Annotated in this window: 15 protein-coding genes; 13 read left to right on the top strand and 2 right to left on the bottom strand. The window is 66.0% G+C overall.

The features are described from left to right. Positions 1-70: 70 nt before the first annotated feature. The 7 genes from rpsT to rlmN all read left to right on the top strand — a co-directional run bounded on the left by rpsT (position 71) and on the right by rlmN (position 12,255). Entirely contained in the window at positions 71-379 is a 309-nt protein-coding gene (gene rpsT, locus KBY57_RS10015; RefSeq protein ID WP_094561558.1) for a 30S ribosomal protein S20, read from the top strand. A gap of 97 nt (positions 380-476) precedes the next feature. Then, entirely contained in the window at positions 477-1,316 is an 840-nt protein-coding gene (locus KBY57_RS10010) for a TatD family hydrolase (protein WP_254995686.1), read from the top strand. Positions 1,317-1,525: 209 nt separating this feature from the next. Next, entirely contained in the window at positions 1,526-4,816 is a 3,291-nt protein-coding gene (gene rpoB / locus KBY57_RS10005) for a DNA-directed RNA polymerase subunit beta (protein WP_254995685.1), read from the top strand. An 80-nt stretch (positions 4,817-4,896) separates the two neighbouring features. Further along, complete coding sequence (locus KBY57_RS10000; protein WP_254995707.1) at positions 4,897-6,801, top strand: DNA-directed RNA polymerase subunit gamma; 1,905 nt, start codon at positions 4,897-4,899, stop codon at positions 6,799-6,801. A 71-nt stretch (positions 6,802-6,872) separates the two neighbouring features. Continuing rightward, entirely contained in the window at positions 6,873-10,988 is a 4,116-nt protein-coding gene (locus KBY57_RS09995; protein WP_254995684.1) for a DNA-directed RNA polymerase subunit beta', read from the top strand. Between the two features lie 5 nt (positions 10,989-10,993). Then, positions 10,994-11,167, top strand: a complete 174-nt coding sequence (locus KBY57_RS09990) for a chlorophyll a/b-binding protein (protein ID WP_094561570.1) — start codon at positions 10,994-10,996, stop codon at positions 11,165-11,167. Between the two features lie 38 nt (positions 11,168-11,205). Next, the gene (gene rlmN, locus KBY57_RS09985; protein WP_254995706.1) at positions 11,206-12,255 is read left to right on the top strand and encodes a 23S rRNA (adenine(2503)-C(2))-methyltransferase RlmN; all 1,050 of its coding nucleotides are present in this window, start codon (positions 11,206-11,208) and stop codon (positions 12,253-12,255) included. On the opposite strand, the gene KBY57_RS09980 is transcribed toward rlmN, so the two are convergent. Beyond that, complete coding sequence (locus tag KBY57_RS09980; RefSeq protein WP_254995683.1) at positions 12,256-13,524, bottom strand: AmpG family muropeptide MFS transporter; 1,269 nt, start codon at positions 13,522-13,524, stop codon at positions 12,256-12,258. Positions 13,525-13,593: 69 nt separating this feature from the next. Between KBY57_RS09980 and KBY57_RS09975 the strand changes: the two genes are divergently transcribed. The 6 genes from KBY57_RS09975 (at position 13,594) to KBY57_RS09950 (ending at position 16,935) form a co-directional block, all read left to right on the top strand. Next, entirely contained in the window at positions 13,594-13,719 is a 126-nt protein-coding gene (locus tag KBY57_RS09975) for a hypothetical protein (protein ID WP_254931229.1), read from the top strand. An 84-nt stretch (positions 13,720-13,803) separates the two neighbouring features. Continuing rightward, positions 13,804-14,577, top strand: a complete 774-nt coding sequence (locus KBY57_RS09970; RefSeq protein ID WP_254995705.1) for a HEAT repeat domain-containing protein — start codon at positions 13,804-13,806, stop codon at positions 14,575-14,577. A 90-nt stretch (positions 14,578-14,667) separates the two neighbouring features. Continuing rightward, complete coding sequence (locus KBY57_RS09965) at positions 14,668-14,895, top strand: DUF2997 domain-containing protein (protein WP_254995682.1); 228 nt, start codon at positions 14,668-14,670, stop codon at positions 14,893-14,895. A gap of 20 nt (positions 14,896-14,915) precedes the next feature. Continuing rightward, entirely contained in the window at positions 14,916-15,305 is a 390-nt protein-coding gene (locus tag KBY57_RS09960; RefSeq protein ID WP_254995680.1) for a DUF1257 domain-containing protein, read from the top strand. A gap of 50 nt (positions 15,306-15,355) precedes the next feature. Next, complete coding sequence (locus tag KBY57_RS09955; RefSeq protein WP_254995679.1) at positions 15,356-15,721, top strand: ferredoxin; 366 nt, start codon at positions 15,356-15,358, stop codon at positions 15,719-15,721. Beyond that, a complete protein-coding gene (locus KBY57_RS09950) occupies positions 15,721-16,935 on the top strand; it encodes an aldo/keto reductase (protein ID WP_254995678.1) in 1,215 nt (404 codons plus the stop codon). Before KBY57_RS09955 ends, KBY57_RS09950 begins: the two co-directional genes overlap by 1 nt. Here the strand turns inward: KBY57_RS09950 and rsmG are convergent. Beyond that, positions 16,913-17,689 (bottom strand): 16S rRNA (guanine(527)-N(7))-methyltransferase RsmG, encoded by a 777-nt coding sequence (rsmG, locus tag KBY57_RS09945; RefSeq protein WP_254995677.1) that lies wholly within the window; start codon positions 17,687-17,689, stop codon positions 16,913-16,915. The genes KBY57_RS09950 and rsmG overlap by 23 nt on opposite strands. Positions 17,690-17,756 lie beyond the last annotated feature (67 nt).

Below are 17,756 nucleotides of genomic sequence, written 5' to 3'. Positions count from 1 at the left end.
CAAGGTTTTGGGGATTGGTGGGCAGCCTGGCGGTAGGATCCGCGTTTGCCGATCCAGCGTCCGTCCGCCTGTGGCTAATAACAAGTCGTCGAAGAAGCGCATTGAAGTTGCCGAGCGCAATCGCCTCCGCAACCGCAACTACAAGTCGGCCCTGCGCACCTTGATGAAGCGCTGCTTCACCGCCTGCACCGCCTACAGCCAGGAGCCTGGCGAAACCGCCAAGACGGCCGTTCAGACCAGCATGAACGCTGCTTTCAGCAAGATTGATAAGGCCGTGAAGGTGGGTGTGCTGCACAGCAACACCGGTGCCAACCAGAAGTCGCGCCTCAGCGCGGCCGTGAAAAAAGTGATCGAGCCGGCGGTGGCGGCCAAGGCCTGAGCTCCTGCCTCGACACCTCGAGCCTCGGGTGCCCACCGAGGCAGCAGATCCTGGGGATGGCCACAATGGTTGCCATCCCCAGGATTTTTGTTGTGCCATGGCTCTGAGCCCAGCCACAGCTCTGAGCCCAGCCACAGGCGTCACTCCAGCGGCGCTGGTCGACAGCCACTGTCACATCGTGTTCCGCAATTTCGACGACGACCTCGAGGAGGTGGCCCAGCGTTGGCGGGATGCCGGCGTGCAGGCTCTGGTTCATGCCTGCGTGGAGCCTTCGGAGATTCCAGCGATCCGGGCTCTGGCCGATCGCTTTCCCGAGCTGCGCTATTCCGTGGGGGTCCATCCCCTCGATACCGAGCACTGGTGCGACGACACCGCTGGCGTGCTGCGCCAGGCCGCCCAGGCCGATTCCCGCGTGGTGGCCATCGGTGAGCTGGGCCTTGATCTGTTTCGTGACCACAACCTTGAGCAGCAGCTCGCCATGCTGGAGCCCCAGCTGGATCTGGCGGTGGAGCTGGATCTGCCGGTGATCGTGCACTGCCGCGATGCGGCTGAGCCGATGTTGGCCCTGCTGCGCCAGCGGGCTGCGCGCGGAGCTTGCCCCCGCGGCGTGATGCATTGCTGGGGGGGCAACCCCGAGGAAATGGAGGGGTTCCTGGAGCTGGGTTTTTACATCAGCTTCAGCGGCACCGTCACCTTCCCCAAGGCGGAGGCCACCCATGCCTGTGCCCGGCAGGTGCCCGCGAATCGCTATTTGGTGGAAACCGACTGCCCCTTTCTGGCGCCGGTTCCCCGGCGGGGCAAACGCAATGAGCCGGCGTTCGTGGCGTCGGTGGCGGCGCGGGTGGCCGAGCTGCGTGGGGAAACCCTCACGGAAGTGGCCAATACCAGCACTTCCAATGCGGCCGAGCTGTTCCGCCTGCCGCTTCACAATGTATGATGTTTCATTGGCCTAGAAGCGGAAGCGCTCCTTTTTGTCGACGTCTGCAGTCTTGAAGCAATCCCGTTGAGCGAGCCCCCTCGGGCAGCCGTTCCCCGTTCGGGGGGCGGCTGTTTGTGTGGGCGGCTGCGGGCCGTCAAGACAGCAGCGCCCGCCATGGGGTGCCCCGCCGGCCAGTCCATTTCCACCCGTTCCTGCAGGTTCACCGCATGAGCAGCGCGATCCAGGTCGCTAAGACCGTTACTTACCTGCCCGATTTGGTGGAGGTGCAGCGCGCCAGCTTCAAATGGTTCCTGGAGAAGGGGATGATCGAAGAGCTCGAGAGCTTTTCGCCGATCACCGACTACACCGGCAAGCTCGAGCTCCACTTCATCGGTAGCGAGTACCGCCTGAAGCGCCCCCGCCACGATGTGGAAGAGGCCAAGCGCCGTGACGCGACCTTCGCGTCCCAGATGTATGTCACCTGCCGTCTGGTCAACAAGGAGACCGGCGAAATCAAGGAGCAGGAGGTCTTTGTCGGCGAACTGCCGCTGATGACCGAACGCGGCACGTTCATTATCAATGGCGCCGAGCGCGTGATCGTCAACCAGATCGTCCGCTCGCCCGGTGTCTATTTCAAGGACGAGCAGGACAAGAACGGCCGCAAGACCTTTAACGCCAGCCTGATCCCCAATCGCGGGGCCTGGCTGAAGTTCGAGACCGACAAGAACGACCTGCTGCACGTTCGCGTCGACAAGACCCGCAAGATCAACGCCCACGTGCTGATGCGGGCCATCGGTCTGTCGGACAACGACGTGCTCGACAAGCTGCGGCACCCCGAGTTCTACCAGAAGTCGATCGAGGCAGCCAACGACGAGGGCATTTCCTCGGAAGACCAGGCCCTGCTGGAGCTCTACAAGAAGCTTCGTCCCGGTGAACCCCCCTCCGTCAGCGGCGGTCAGACCCTGCTGCACAGCCGCTTCTTCGACCCCAAGCGCTACGACCTGGGCCGGGTGGGCCGCTACAAGATCAACAAGAAGCTGCGCCTCACCATTCCCGATGCGGTGCGCACCCTCACCCCTGAGGACGTGCTGAGCACGATCGACTACCTGATCAACCTCGAGCTCGATGTGGGCGGTGCCTGCCTCGACGACATCGACCACCTCGGCAATCGCCGGGTGCGCTCGGTGGGTGAGCTCCTGCAGAACCAGGTGCGCGTGGGTCTGAACCGCCTGGAGCGGATCATCAAGGAGCGGATGACGGTTGGTGAGACCGAGAGCCTCACCCCCGCCCAGCTGGTGAACCCCAAGCCCCTGGTGGCGGCGATCAAGGAGTTCTTCGGCTCCAGCCAGCTGAGCCAGTTCATGGATCAGACCAACCCCCTGGCGGAGCTCACCCACAAGCGCCGCATCAGTGCCCTCGGCCCAGGCGGTCTGACCCGCGAGCGGGCCGGCTTTGCTGTGCGGGACATCCACCCCTCCCACTACGGCCGGATCTGCCCGATCGAAACGCCAGAAGGCCCGAACGCCGGTCTGATCGGTTCGCTGGCCACCCATGCCCGGGTGAATGAGTACGGCTTCATCGAAACTCCGTTCTGGAAGGTGGAGAACGGCATCGTCCACAAGAGTGGCGATCCCATCTACCTCTCCGCCGACCTGGAGGACGAGTGCCGCGTTGCCCCCGGTGACGTGCCGACCGACGCGGACGGCCGGATCACCGCCGAGCTGGTGCCGGTGCGCTATCGCCAGGACTTTGAGAAGGTGCCGCCCGAGCAGGTGGACTACGTGCAGCTTTCACCGGTGCAGGTGATCTCGGTGGCCACCTCCCTGATCCCCTTCCTGGAGCACGACGACGCCAACCGGGCCCTGATGGGCTCCAACATGCAACGTCAGGCGGTGCCCCTGCTCCGCCCCGAGCGTCCCCTGGTGGGCACGGGCCTGGAAACCCAGGTCGCCCGCGACTCCGGCATGGTGCCGATCACCCGGGTCAACGGCACGGTCACCTTTGTGGATGCCACCGCCATCGTCATCCGCGATGACCAGGGCACCGACCATGTGCACCACCTGCAGAAATATCAGCGCTCCAACCAGGACACCTGCCTGAACCAGCGCCCGATCGTCCGCCAGGGCGACACGGTGATTGCCGGCCAGGTGCTGGCGGATGGCTCGGCCTGCGAGGGCGGCGAGATTGCGCTCGGTCAGAACGTGCTGATCGCCTACATGCCCTGGGAGGGCTACAACTACGAGGACGCCATCCTGCTGAGCGATCGGCTGGTGCACGACGACCTCTACACCTCGGTGCACATCGAGAAGTACGAGATCGAGGCCCGTCAGACCAAGCTTGGACCCGAGGAAATCACCCGGGAAATCCCGAACGTCGCCGAGGAGAGCCTGGGGCACCTCGACGAGATGGGCATCATCCGCATTGGCGCCTATGTCGAAAGCGGCGACATCCTGGTGGGCAAGGTGACCCCCAAGGGTGAATCCGATCAGCCCCCTGAAGAGAAGCTGCTGCGCGCCATCTTCGGCGAGAAAGCCCGCGATGTGCGCGACAACTCCCTGCGGGTTCCCAGCACCGAGCGGGGTCGCGTGGTGGACGTGCGCATCTACACCCGCGAGCAAGGCGACGAGCTGCCGCCGGGCGCGAACATGGTGGTGAGGGTCTATGTGGCCCAGCGCCGCAAGATCCAGGTGGGCGACAAGATGGCCGGCCGCCACGGCAACAAGGGCATCATCAGCCGGATCCTGCCCCAGCAGGACATGCCCTACCTGCCTGACGGCACCCCCATCGACATCGTGCTCAACCCCCTGGGTGTGCCGAGTCGCATGAACGTGGGCCAGGTGTTCGAATGCCTGATGGGCTGGGCGTCATCGCACCTCGACTGCCGCGTCAAGGTGGTGCCCTTCGACGAGATGCACGGTGCCGAGAAGAGCAAGCAGACGGTGCAGGCCTACTTGGAAGAGGCGGCCAAACTGCCAGGCAAGGATTGGGTCTACGACCCGGAAAACCCCGGCAAGATCCAGCTGATCGATGGCCGCAGCGGCGAACCGTTCGACCAGCCGGTGACCGTGGGTTATGCCCACATCCTCAAGCTGGTGCACCTGGTGGACGACAAGATCCACGCCCGCTCCACCGGCCCCTACTCGCTGGTGACTCAGCAGCCCCTGGGCGGTAAGGCCCAGCAGGGCGGCCAGCGCTTGGGCGAGATGGAGGTGTGGGCCCTCGAGGCCTACGGCGCCGCCTACACCCTGCAGGAACTGCTCACCGTCAAGTCCGACGACATGCAAGGCCGCAACGAGGCGCTCAACGCCATCGTCAAGGGCAAGCCGATTCCCCGCCCCGGCACTCCGGAGTCGTTCAAGGTGCTGATGCGCGAGCTCCAGTCCCTCGGTCTCGACATCGCGGTGTACACCGACGCCGGTGAAGAAGTGGATCTGATGCAGGACGTCAACCCCCGCCGCAGCACCCCCAGCCGGCCCACCTACGAATCCCTCGGCGTCGCGGACTATGACGACGACTGATCGCTGATTGATCGCGGACCGCTCCTTTGGGCGTTGCCGTGCCACTCCTTCCTTTCTCGATCTCCGCGAGCTACAAGCCGATGTCCAACAGCAACCTCCGCACCGAAAACCACTTCGACTACGTCAAGATCACCTTGGCGTCGCCTGAGCGGATCATGCAGTGGGGGCAGCGCACGCTGCCCAATGGTCAGGTGGTGGGTGAAGTCACCAAGCCCGAAACCATCAACTACCGCACGCTGAAGCCCGAGATGGACGGGCTGTTCTGCGAGAAGATCTTTGGCCCGTCCAAGGATTGGGAATGCCACTGCGGCAAATACAAACGGGTGCGTCACCGCGGCATCGTTTGTGAGCGCTGCGGTGTGGAGGTGACCGAGAGCCGGGTGCGGCGCCACCGCATGGGCTTCATCAAGCTGGCGGCACCCGTGTCCCACGTTTGGTACCTCAAGGGCATTCCCAGCTACGTGGCGATCCTGCTGGACATGCCCCTGCGCGATGTCGAGCAGATCGTCTATTTCAACTGCTATGTGGTGCTCGATCCGGGCGACCACAAGGATCTCACCTACAAGCAGCTGCTCACCGAAGATGAGTGGCTGGAGATCGAAGATCAGATCTATGCCGAGGATTCGGAGATCGAAAATGAGCCCGTCGTGGGCATCGGCGCCGAAGCGCTGAAGCAACTGCTGGAAGATCTCGAGCTCAACGAAACCGCTGAGCAGCTGCGGGAGGACATTGCCGCCAGCAAGGGCCAGAAGCGGGCCAAGCTGATCAAGCGCCTGCGCGTGATCGACAACTTCATCGCCACCGGGGCCCGGCCCGAATGGATGGTGCTGGATGTGATCCCGGTGATCCCCCCCGATCTGCGCCCGATGGTGCAGCTCGACGGCGGTCGCTTCGCCACCTCCGACCTCAACGACCTCTACCGCCGCGTCATCAACCGGAACAACCGCCTGGCGCGGCTGCAGGAGATCCTGGCGCCAGAAATCATCGTCCGCAACGAGAAGCGGATGCTCCAGGAGGCTGTCGACGCCTTGATCGACAACGGTCGCCGCGGTCGCACCGTGGTGGGTGCGAATAATCGGGCGCTCAAGTCACTTAGCGACATCATCGAAGGCAAGCAGGGCCGCTTCCGTCAGAACCTGCTCGGCAAGCGGGTCGACTACTCCGGTCGTTCCGTGATCGTGGTGGGTCCGAAGCTGAAGATGCACCAGTGCGGTCTGCCCAAGGAGATGGCGATCGAGCTGTTCCAGCCGTTCGTGATCCATCGCCTGATCCGCCAGAACATCGTCAACAACATCAAGGCGGCCAAGAAGCTGATCCAGCGCGCCGACGATGAGGTGATGCAGGTGTTGCAGGAGGTGATCGAAGGCCATCCGATCCTGCTCAACCGCGCTCCGACCCTGCACCGCCTGGGTATCCAGGCCTTCGAGCCGAAGCTGGTGGATGGCCGCGCCATTCAGCTGCACCCGCTGGTGTGCCCCGCCTTCAACGCTGACTTCGACGGTGACCAGATGGCCGTCCACGTGCCCCTGGCCATTGAGGCGCAGACGGAAGCTCGCATGTTGATGCTGGCCAGCAACAACATCCTCTCCCCCGCCACCGGTGAGCCGATCATCACTCCGTCCCAGGACATGGTGCTTGGCGCCTACTACCTCACGGCGGAGCAGCCCGGCTCGGTGAAGCCCGAGTTTGGCGATCGCGCCAAAACCTTCGCCAGCCTCGATGACGTCATCGATGCCTTTGAAGAAAAGCACCTGTCGCTGCACGATTGGGTGTGGGTGCGCTTCAGCGGCGAGGTTGAGAGCGACGACGAAGACAAGCAGCCCCAGAAGGAAGAGACCCTCAGCGATGGCACCCGCATCGAGCAGTGGCTGTACCGCCGCGACCGTTTCGATGAAGACGGAGCGCTGATCAGCCGTTATCTGCTCACCACCGTCGGTCGCGTGGTGATCAACCACACGATCATCGACGCCGTGGCTGCGACCTAACGGCCGTTGCGAATCCAGGGTCTGGGTTCCCGTTTTTCGTTTCTCCTTTTGTCTTACCTCCGCGCGCAGCCATGACCGCCACCCCCGCCAAGAAAACCACCAAGAAGAGCGCCAAAAAGGCCGCCGAGGCTGCTGCGCTGGAATCTGCCGCCATCGCTGCGGTAGCCGCCAGCAAAGCTCTCAGCAAGCAGGCACCGCCGTTCCGCAACCGCGTGATCGACAAGAAGGCCCTGCGCAACCTGGTGGCCTGGGCGTACAAGCACCACGGCACTGCCGCCACGGCCTCGATGGCCGATGAGCTGAAGGACCTGGGTTTCCACTACGCCACCCAGGCGGCCGTGTCGATCTCCGTCGACGACCTGCGCATCCCAGGTGATAAGGCGGCGTTGCTGGCAGAAGCCGAAGAGCAGATCACCGAAACCGAAGAGCGCTATCGCCTCGGCGAGATCACCGAGGTGGAGCGCCACACCAAGGTGATCGACACCTGGACCGAAACGAACGAGCGTCTCGTGGCGGCCGTGCGCCGCAATTTCAACGAGAACGATCCACTCAACTCGGTGTGGATGATGGCCAACTCCGGCGCCCGGGGCAACATGTCCCAGGTGCGCCAGCTGGTGGGCATGCGCGGCCTGATGGCCAACCCGCAAGGGGAAATCATCGACTTGCCGATCCGCACCAACTTCCGTGAGGGCCTCACCGTCACGGAATACGTGATCTCCTCCTACGGCGCTCGCAAGGGCCTCGTCGACACGGCTCTACGCACCGCCGACTCGGGCTACCTCACCCGGCGTCTGGTGGACGTGGCCCAGGACGTGATCGTGCGCGAGGACGACTGCGGCACCACCCGCAGCATCCCGATTGACGCCGATGAAAAGGGCAAATTCGGCAGCAAGCTGATCGGCCGTCTGGCGGCCGAGCCGGTGGTGGCCGAAGACGGCGAAACCCTGGTGGAGCGCGATGGCGAGATTGACGCCCCCCTGTCGCGGCGGATCGAAGCCGGTGGCGTGAAAACCGTGAAGGTGCGCTCCCCGCTCACCTGTGAAGCCTCCCGCTCGGTGTGCCGCAAGTGCTACGGCTGGGCCCTGGCCCACAACCAACTGGTGGATCTGGGCGAGGCTGTCGGCATCGTTGCGGCCCAGTCGATCGGTGAGCCTGGAACCCAGCTCACCATGCGGACCTTCCACACCGGTGGTGTGTCCACGGCTGAAACCGGTGTGGTGCGCTCCCTGGTGGATGGCACGGTTGAATTCGGTCCCAAGGCCCGGGTGCGTCCTTTCCGGACCCCCCATGGCGTGGAGGCCCAGCTCGCTGAAACCGATTTCACCCTCACCGTTAAACCCACCGGCAAGGGCAAGATCCAGAAGCTCGACATCGTCAACGGCTCGATTCTGTTTGTGGCCGACGGCGACACCGTTCCCGGTGACACGATCCTGGCCCAGATTGCGGCCGGCGTGGCCGTCAAGAAGAGCGTTGAGAAGGCCACCAAGGATGTGATCTGCGACCTGGCCGGCCAGGTGCGCTACGAGGACGCGATTCAGCCCAAGGAGGTCACCGACCGCCAGGGCAACATCACCCTCAAGGCCCAGCGCCTGGGCCGGATGTGGGTGTTCAGCGGCGACGTCTACAACCTGCCCCCCAATGCCCTGCCCGTGGTGGAGGGCAACAAGGCTGTCACCACCGGTGAGGTGTTGGCGGAAAGCCGCCTGGTGAGCGAATACGGCGGAGCCGTGCGACTGCGCGAGAGCGCCGGTGACTCCCGCGAAGTGCAGATCGTCACCGCCAGCCTCACCCTCAAGGACTGCAAATTGGTGGGCGAATCCACCCACTCCGGTGAGATCTGGCACCTGGAGGGCAAAGACAACATCCGCTACCGCCTCAACACGGCCCCCGGCAGCAAGATCGCCAATGGCGAAGTGATCGCCGAGCTGGCCGACGATCGTTTCCGCACCCAAACCGGTGGCACCGTCAAATTTGCGCCTGGTCTGGCCATCAAGAAGGCCCGCAGCGCCAAGAACGGCTACGAGGTGAGCAAGGGCGGCACCCTGCTGTGGATCCCCCAGGAAACCCACGAGATCAACAAGGACATCTCCCTGTTGATGATCGAGGACGGTCAGTGGATTGAAGCCGGCACCGAGGTGGTGAAGGACATCTTCAGCCAGACCGCCGGCATCGTCACGGTGACCCAGAAGAACGACATTCTGAGGGAAATCATTGTGCGCTCCGGCACCTTGCACCTGGTGTCCGATAGCAAAACCCTTGCCAAATATGCCGATGGCAAGATGGCGACTCCGGGTGAAGAGATCGCTAAGGGACTCAAGACTGAGGCCATGGTGTTCGTTGAGGCGGTCGACACCCCGGATGGCGGCGCGCTGCTGTTGCGCCCGGTGGAGGAGTACGCCATCCCCGATGCAGCCCACCTGCCTGAACTGGGCATGGTGAAGCAGTCCGGAGGCCCCTCGCTGAACCTCAAGGCCACCCAGCGCCTGGCCTTCAAGGATGGCGAGCTGATCAAGAGCGTGGATGGCGTTGAGCTGCTGCGCACGCAACTGATCCTGGAAACCATCGACACCACCCCCCAGATGACGGTGGATGTGGAGGCCGTGTCCGACAAGCGCGCCAAGACGATCGAGCGCCTGCAGCTCACCATCCTGGAAACCCTGCTGGTGCGGCGCGACACCCTCTCCGATGCGAGCCATGGTTCCACCCACACCGATCTTCAGGTGGAAGATGGAATCGCCGTGAAGCGTGGAGATGTGGTGGCCACCACCCAGATTCTCTGCAAAGAAGACGGGGTGGTGCAGCTGCCGGATCTAGTCGATGGCGAACCGATCCGCCGCCTGATCGTGGAGCGCGACGGCGACACCCGCACCATCGAACTGGGTTCGGCCAAGCCTGAGGTCGGCGTCGACCAGCGGATTGTGGATGGCGACCGGCTGGCTGAGGGGGTCGAAGCCCCCTGCTGCGGTCAGGTGGAGGCCATCAACGGCAGCACCCTCACCATCCGCCTGGGCCGCCCCTACATGGTGTCGCCCGACTCGGTGCTGCACGTGCGCGACGGCGAGCTGGTGCAGCGGGGTGATGGCCTGGCCCTGCTGGTGTTTGAGCGCCAGAAGACCGGCGACATCGTGCAGGGTCTGCCCCGGATTGAGGAACTGCTGGAAGCCCGCCGTCCGCGGGAATCGACGATCCTCTGCCGCAAGAGCGGCACCGTGCAGATCAAGCAGGGCGAAGACGACGACTCCATCACCGTCTCGGTGATTGAGCACGACGACGCCATCACCGAGTACCCGATCCTGCTGGGCCGCAACGTGATGGTGAGCGATGGCCAGCAGGTGAGCGCCGGTGAATCGCTGACCGACGGCCCGATCAACCCCCACGAGCTGCTGGAGTGCTTCTTCGAAGACCTGCGCAGCCGCAAGCCCACGATGGAAGCGGCCCAGGAGGCGATCTCCAAGCTGCAGTTCCGGATGGTGACGGAGGTGCAGAACGTCTACAAGAGCCAGGGCGTCTCGATCAGCGACAAGCACATCGAGGTGATCGTGCGCCAGATGACCAGCAAGGTGCGCATCGAGGACGCCGGGGACACCACCCTGTTGCCCGGTGAGCTGATCGAGCTGCGTCAGGTGGAGCAGGTGAACAGCGCCATGGCGATCACCGGTGGGGCCCCCGCCGAATTCACGCCGGTGCTGCTGGGCATCACCAAGGCCTCGCTCAACACCGACAGCTTCATCTCGGCGGCCTCCTTCCAGGAGACCACCCGGGTGCTCACCGAAGCCGCCATCGAGGGCAAGAGCGACTGGCTGCGCGGCCTCAAGGAGAACGTGATCATTGGTCGCCTGATCCCGGCGGGTACCGGCTTCAGCGGCTTCGAAGAGGAGCTGCGGGCTGAGGCCGGCCCCCATCCCGACATCCTCGAGGAAGATGCCATGGGCTATCGCCGCATGCAGAACCTGCGTCCCGACTACACCGTCGAGATGCCGGCTCCGGCCGCGTCGATGGCGGTGCTCGACGATCCCTCCGATGCGGATCTGGAGGCCACCCGCAGCCGCCATGGCATCGAGGCCAGCGCCAGCGGGCTGGCGGCGTTCACCCGCCCCAACCTGGATGACGCCCTGGAGGAGGAGCTGATCGCCGATCCTGCAGCCCTCGAGGGTCTTCAGGAAGAGGGACTGCTCACCGATGAGTGATCACCATGGCTAATTCCCTGCGCACCAGCCTGAACACGCCGGTGCCCCAGCGCCGGCTGCCCCGCTTCGGCTTCCACACCCACACCGAGCTGCTCAATGGCCGCCTGGCCATGCTGGGCTTTATTGCCCTGGTGGCCGTGGAATGGAAGCTGGGGCACGGGCTGCTGATCTGGCCTTGAGCACCGAGCGGGCTGCGCCTGCCTTGCCCCTGTTGGGGATGGGCCTTCCGGCGCTGGAGCACTGGGCTACCGCCCACGGCCAGGCCGCTTTCCGCGGCCGTCAACTGCACGACTGGCTCTACGCCAAGGGGGTTCGCAGCCTCGAGGGGGTGACTGTGCTGCCCAAGGCCTTTCGCGAGCACCTCGCGGCCCAGCCCCCTTCTGGGGCCTTCGATTGGATCGGCCGCTCCCGGGAGCTGCATCGCAGCGTGGCCCGCGATGGCACCACCAAGCTGTTGCTGGGCACGGCCGACGGCCTCAGCATCGAAACCGTCGGCATCCCCGCCGAGGGACGCCTCACCGTGTGCGTGAGCAGCCAGGTGGGCTGCCCGATGGCCTGCCGCTTCTGCGCTACGGGCAAGGGCGGCCTGCAGCGCTCTCTGGCGGTGCATGAGATCGTCGACCAGGTGCTCAGCGTGCGCGAGGTGATGGATGCGCGCCCCAGCCACGTGGTGTTCATGGGCATGGGCGAACCCCTGCTCAACATTGAGGCGGTGCTGGATGCGATCCATTGCCTCTGCACCGATCTGGGCATGGCCCAGCGCCAGATCACGGTGAGCACCGTGGGGGTGCCGAAAACCCTGCCCACCCTGGCCGAGCGGGCCCTGGAGCGCCTGGGCCGCGCCCAGTTCACCCTGGCGGTGAGCCTGCATGCGCCGGATCAGTGGCTGCGCGAAGAGCTGATCCCCACTGCTCACGCCTATCCGCTCGAGGCCTTGTTGGACGATTGCCGCCGCTATGTGGCCATCACCGGCCGACGGGTGAGTTTCGAATACATCCTGCTGGGCGGGCTCAACGACCAGCCCCGCCATGCCGTCGCCCTGGCCCAGCTGCTGCGCGGCTTCCAGAGCCATGTCAACTTGATTCCCTACAACCCGATCGCCGAGGAGGAATTCCAGCGGCCGGCTCCCGGCGCGGTGGAGGCCTTTCGCCAGGCCCTGCAGCAGCGCCATGTGGCCGTGAGCGTGCGCACCAGCCGGGGTCTCGATGCCGACGCGGCCTGCGGCCAGCTGCGACGGCGGCTTGAGGGGAGCCTGCAGCCGGCTTGATCAGGTGGGGTCCTTGGCGGGATCGAAGGCCCCCTTGGCCCCGTCGCCGTTCCAGGGGGTGAGCCAGGCCATCAGTAGGAAGGCCGGCAGGGAGGAGGCCACGGTGAGCAGGAAGAAGCTGCTCCAGCCCACACCTTCGGCCACAAAACCAGCTTGGCCGGAGAGCACCGAGCGGCTCAGGGCGTAGACCCCGGAGAGCAGGGCGTACTGGGTGGCGGAGAAGCGGGGGTTGCAGAGGCTCATCAGCAGGGCCACGAACGCAGCGCCCACCAGCCCGCCGCCCAGGTTTTCCAGCCCCACCGCCATCAGCAGGGCCGGCATGCCGCCCTTGAAGCTGGCGAGGGCCCAGTAGGACAGGTTGCCCGCAGCCCCCACCAGGGCAAACACCCAAAGCGACCGGTTCATGCCCAACCTGGCGAACAGGATGCCGCCGAGGATCGTCCCGATGATGGTGGCGCCGATGCCCCAGCCGGCCAGCACCGAGCCCACCACCTCCGGCGGGAATCCCTGCTGGATCAGGAAGGGCACGGCCATCACGTTGAGCAGACCATCGGGCCAGCGGTAGAGCAGCACCAGGGCCAGCAGCATCACGGCCCGGCCGGGGCCGGTGCGGTGCAGAAACTCCCGCGCTGGGCCGGCCACCGCCTGGCGCAGGCTGGACACCTGGTGCTGGATCGGTGGCAGTTTGGGGGCCCAGAGGGTGAAGGGCACCACCAGCAGCATCAGCACCGCCGAGCCAAGGAAGGCCAGGGACCAGCCGCTGCGGCCGGCCAGGATGAAGCCCCCGGCGCCGATGGCGAGCATGGCGCCGCGGTAGCCGAGGTTGGTGGCGGCGGCGCCGGCACCCCGCTCCCGTTCGGGCAGCAGGTCGGTGCGGTACGCATCCACCACGATGTCCTGGGTGGCGCTCACCAGGGCCAGCAGCAGGGCCATGAGGCCGATGGCCGTGAGGTTGGCGGGTTCCTGGCTGGGCCGCAGCAGGGCCATGGCAGCGATCACCAGCACCAGCAGCAGCTGCAGCAGCAGCAGCCAGCCCCGCCGCCGGTCGGGCCAGGGGAGCGGCCAGCGATCCAGGGCCGGCGCCCAAAACATCTTCAAGGTGTAGGGCAGTTCGGCGTAGGCCAACAGGCCGATCAGCCCGAGCGGCACGCCGGAGGCGGTGAGCCAGCCCTGCAGGAGCTTGGTGCCCACCATGTAGGGCGTGCCGCTGGCCACCCCTTCGGCCGCCACCGCGGTGAGGCGCCGCCAGGTGCCGGAGGACGGGGCCATCAAGCGGGGGGCAGTTTGGCGAACACTAGGGGCGATGATGGGTCCAGGCGCTCGCTCACCCCCAAGGCTGTGCAATTTTTTCGCTCCACCCTGCTGCCGGCCGCCATCGTGGTGCTGTTCGGATTGGCGCTCTTTGCCGTGAGTGCTCGGATCTGGTTGCCCGGCGACATGGCTGCCCCCGCCCCGATCGGCTGAGTCCCCGTCGTGAGCCTTTCCCTGCAGCCCGATCAGCCCCAGCCTGACCAGCCGTCAGGGCCCTTCGGCGACAGTCCCCAGCAGCTGCACCTCGACCCTGAGGTGCTGGCCCAGGAATTGGCGGAGGAGCTGCTCGGCGATCCTCTCGATGATCTGGAGACCAGCGACCCAACGGCCAGCGACGTGGCCGCTGAATGCGACCAGGGTTTGGTGTTGTTGCGCGCTGAGGCCGGCGGCAGCACCCACGAGCAGTGCATGCAGGGGTTGCGCATCTTTTGTGAGCACCGCGATCCGCGGGCCCTGCCGCTGCTGTTGCCCCTATTGGCGGTGAGCTGCCCGATCCTGCGGATGAGTGCGGTGTATGCCCTGGGCCGCAACCCCAGCCCCCTGGCGGTGGAGCCGCTGCTGGCCCTGCTGGCCTCCGACGACAACGGCTATGTGCGCAAGGCGGTGGCCTGGAGCCTGGGCAACTACCCGGATGCGCCGGTGCTCAATCCCCTGATCCGCTCGCTCCAGGTGGATATCGCCGCCGTGCGCCTCTGGGCTGCGAGCTCTCTGGCGGAGGCGGGCTCCACCGGAGCGGCGAAGGCCGATCCGGCGGCGGCCCAGTTGCTGCTGAGCCTGCGCATCGATAGCGAGCCGGCCGTGCGCAGCAACAGCGCCTGGGCCCTGGGTCGCCTCTATGGCGACCTGGTGCAGCCCCGCCAGCAGGTGGTGGTGGAATCGCTGTTGCACGCCATGCTTCACGACGCGGAGCCGAGCGTGCGCGATGAGGCGCGGCTGGCCCTCGAGCAGCTGGAGCAACCCGAGGTGCTCGAACGCCTGCAGACGCTGGTGGATGAGGGCCTGCTCAGCTGACGCTGACGAAGCTGACGCGTCCCCGGGCCCAGCCTCTCGCCCAGCCATCAGAAATCGCGGCTAGCATGTATAAACCTGTCCAGGCCTGGGATGGATCAGTACACCATCCGTTTTCGGATCCGGCCCGATGGCCGCGTCGAAGAGTTGGTGGAAGGGGTGCGGGGGTTGAGCTGCGAGCAGCTCACCGAGCGGATCGAGGCGAGGCTCGGAGCTGTGCAGCAGCGCCAGAGCACGGCCGCGGCCTTCCAGTCCCACGAGCAGGTTCAAGGCGAGGTTCAGCCCCTGGGGCAATCCCTGGCCACCCCCCCTTCCCTGTAAACCGTCGCTCCCCCCAACCGATGTCGCACTTCAGCACGATCAAAACCGAGCTTCGCGATCGCCAGGCCCTGCTGGAGGCGCTCCGGGATCTGGGCCACGAGCCCCGCGAGGGCGCCCTGCCGGTGCGCGGCTACCGCGGCCAGACGCTGGAGGCCCAACTGGCTGTGGCCCAGCCCAACGGCGCTGACATCGGGTTTCGTCTCAACCCGGAAACCGGTAGCTATGAGCTCGTGACAGACCTGGATCTGTGGAAGCAGCCGGTGCCGGTGGAGCGCTTCATCGCCCAGCTCAACCAGCGCTATGCCCTGCGCACCATCCTGGCGGCCACCGCCGAGGAGGGCTTCCAGGTGAGTGAGCAGACCCAGCAACAGGACGGCAGTATCGAGCTGGTGGTCACCCGCTGGGCCTAGTTGTTGTGAGCTCCTCCGGCAGGGTGGATCCGGCCCTGGCTTTCACAGCCATGCCCCCAGGGGCCGAGGCGCAGCGCACCGGCCGGGAGCCCCTGCTCGGAGGGTCCCTACGCCAGAAAGCGGTGTGGGTCGATGAGGCGGTTTGCATTGGCTGTCGCTACTGCGCCCATGTGGCCACCAATACGTTTGTGGTGGAGCCCGATTGGGGGCGCTCCCGCGCCATCCGCCAGGACGGAGACACCACCGAGCTGATCCAGGAGGCCATCGACACCTGTCCCGTCGATTGCATTCATTGGGTGGCCTATGAGCAGCTGCCGGGGCTGCAACAACAGCTGGCGGATCAGGAGATCCTGCCCTTGGGGGTGCCCTCGCCAGCGAGGCCCAAGCGCACCCTGCCGCGGCGGGAGCCGTCCTGATGCTTCCCACCCGGCGGTTCGGCCGCACCGAGCTGGCCATGCCGGTGCTCTCCCTGGGCTGCATGCGCTTTCAGCAGAGCTGGACCGACCTGCCTCCCGATCAGATCACCGCGGCGAGTCAGGCCAACCTGCGCACCATCCTCGAGAAGGCGGTGCCGGCGGGCTTTCACCACATCGAGACGGCCCGTCACTACGGCACCTCGGAGCGGCAGTTGGGCTGGCTGCTCGACCAGGTGCCCGATCCCCTGCGCATCCTGCAGACCAAGGTGCCTCCCTACCCGGAGCCGGAGGCCTTTGAGGCCGAGCTGCGCACCAGCTTTGAGCGCCTCGGGGTGGAACGGGTGGATCTGGTGACGCTCCACGGCCTCAATCAACCGGAGCACCTCGAGCAGAGCCTGCGGCCCGGCGGTTGCCGCGAGGTACTGAGGCGCTGGCAGGCCGAGGGCCGCATCGGCCATGTGGGTTTCTCCACCCACGCTCCCCTGCCCCTGATCTGCGAGGCGATCGCCAGCGACGCCTTCGACTACATCAACCTCCACTGGTATTTCATCCGCCAGGACAACCGCCCCGCCATCGCGCTGGCCCAGGCCCACGACATGGGGGTGTTTGTGATCAGCCCCACCGACAAGGGCGGCCATCTGCATACGCCCTCCGCTCGCCTGAGCGCCCTGTGCGCGCCGCTGCACCCGATCACCTTCAACGATCTGTTCTGCCTGTATGAATTGGGTTCTTCAGGGGTGCCGGCTGTTCATACCCTCAGCGTCGGAGCAGCCCGTCCTGAAGATCTCAACCTGCACATCGAGACAGTGGCGCAGCTGGACCAGGCCAGCGCCCTGGTGCCCCCGGTGCTCGGGCGCCTGGAGCAGGCCCGCCGGGACGCCCTTGATCCGGCCTGGCTGGCCAGCTGGGAGCAGGGCTTGCCGGAGTGGTCTGAGGTGCCGGGGCAGATCAACGTGCAGGTGTTGCTCTGGCTGCACAACCTCCTCGAGGCCTGGGATCTCGAGGGCTTTGCCCGGGCCCGCTACGGGTTGCTCGGCCAGGGCAGCCACTGGTTTCCCGGCCGCAATGCCGACCTGCTCGACGACGCGGTGAGCGAGGCGGAGCTGCGGGCCGCTCTCGCCCGCAGCCCTTGGGTCGATCAGATCCCCGCGATCCTGCGGGGCCTGCGCAGCCGCCTGGGCGGCCAGACCGTCACCCGGCTGATGGGCTCGTGACGGCTGCCGTTGTGGCCGCGGCTCCCAGCGGTTGCTTGGCCGGGACTCCGACCGCCCGGGGGTAGGCAGGGGGGCAAGGGGCCAGGGGCTTCACCAGCAGCGCGTGGCGGATCCCCCGGCCGTGGGGGAGTTCCCGATTCAGGCACTGGTCGGTGCGGGCCTTCAGGGGGGCCAGGGCGGCGTCGAGCTCGCGCTGATCCGCCGGCGACCACTGGCCGCGATACAGCAGCGCCAGGCCGTTGGGGTGCAGCAGTGGCACCAGGTATTCGGCCACCACTGGGGCACTGGCCACAGCCCGGGCCAGGGCCCAGTCGAATTGGCCGCGGCAGGCCTTCTGCCGCCCTGTGCGTTCAATCCGCTCACAGCGCAGCTGCACCCGTTCGCTCAGCCCCAGGGTGTCGGCCATGGCCTGCACGGCCTCCACCTTGCGGCCCACTGAATCCACCAGGGTCAGCTGGGCCTGGGGAAAGGCGATCGCCACCGCCAGGCCGGGGAAGCCGCCGCCGGTGCCCACATCGATCAAGCGGAGGGGCGCCTGGGCGGCCTCCGTCTGCAGCAGGGGCACCAGGGGCCAGAGGCTGTCGAACACCTGGGCGATCCAGAAGTCGTCGCCTTCCACCAGCCGGGTCAGGTTGAGCTTGCGGTTCCACTGGCGCAGCTGCTCCTGCAGCTCGGCCAGTAGCTGCTCCTGGCCGGAGCTGGGCTGCCAGCCGAGTTCTTGCCAGAGGGCGTTGCCGGTGAGGGTGGGGGCCATCCAGCCTGGCAGTGGGGTTGTGATCTCTAGGATCCCGCAGAACGGATCTCCCCGCCGGATCTCGCAG

This window comes from Cyanobium sp. Aljojuca 7D2, assembly GCF_024346415.1.
Classification (GTDB): Bacteria; Cyanobacteriota; Cyanobacteriia; order PCC-6307; family Cyanobiaceae; genus Cyanobium_A.
The sequence above is the reverse complement of the archived record's forward strand: the minus strand, read 5'-3'. Positions and strand labels throughout refer to the sequence as shown.